This is a genomic window from Bradyrhizobium sp. P2_E8 (assembly GCF_056403875.1).
The window spans coordinates 1-637 of record NZ_JBFUES010001838.1 but is presented as its reverse complement, the minus strand read 5'-3'; the positions used below and the strand labels follow the sequence as shown (position 1 = coordinate 637).

General features: G+C 63.3%; 1 protein-coding gene. It reads left to right on the top strand.

Annotated elements, in window-relative coordinates; all coding sequences use genetic code 11:
• The first annotated feature begins 365 nt into the window (after window positions 1-365).
• Window positions 366-593 (top strand): 50S ribosomal protein L31, encoded by a 228-nt coding sequence (rpmE, locus tag AC1D00_RS44205; protein WP_025034016.1) that lies wholly within the window; start codon window positions 366-368, stop codon window positions 591-593.
• Window positions 594-637 lie beyond the last annotated feature (44 nt).

Here is a 637-nt window from a genome sequence, read left to right as displayed (position 1 = left end):
CCCGATAGCGGGCCACATAGGGCGCGAGCGCCAGCAGCGGCCGCAGCTTGGCGCGGCCCTTGGCGGGCTGCTCGATCAACTCGGCTTCGATGGACGGGGCCTCAGGCGGCGAGGCATCGCGCTCGTCGCGGTACTGGTCGTCAAGCCGTTCCACAGCGCTCATGAGATCGGACCCAGGGAGACAGATGTGATCCACATAGGCCGGTGCGGGGGGAGTGGCAAATCCGGGATGTCCCTTAGGGGGCGGCCCGCTTCTCCTTCGCCCACAATGGCTTGTTTTGAAGGGTCCCGTGGGGTATAGAGCCGGCCAAATCCGTCATTCGATAGCCACTCAAGCAAGGCGCCGGTCGCCCCAGGGAATTGCCATGAAAGCCGAAATTCATCCGAATTATCATACGATTAAGGTCGTGATGACCGACGGAACCGAGTACCTGACCCGCTCGACCTGGGGCAAGGAAGGCGACACTTTGAACCTCGACATCGACCCGAAGTCGCACCCGGCCTGGACCGGCGGCAACGCCCAGATCATGGATCGCGGCGGCCGCGTCTCGCGTTTCCAGAAGAAGTTCTCGGGCTTCCTCAAGAAGGATTGATCCGGCCGTTTCGGCCGCGACGAAAACGCCCCCGGGAAACCGGG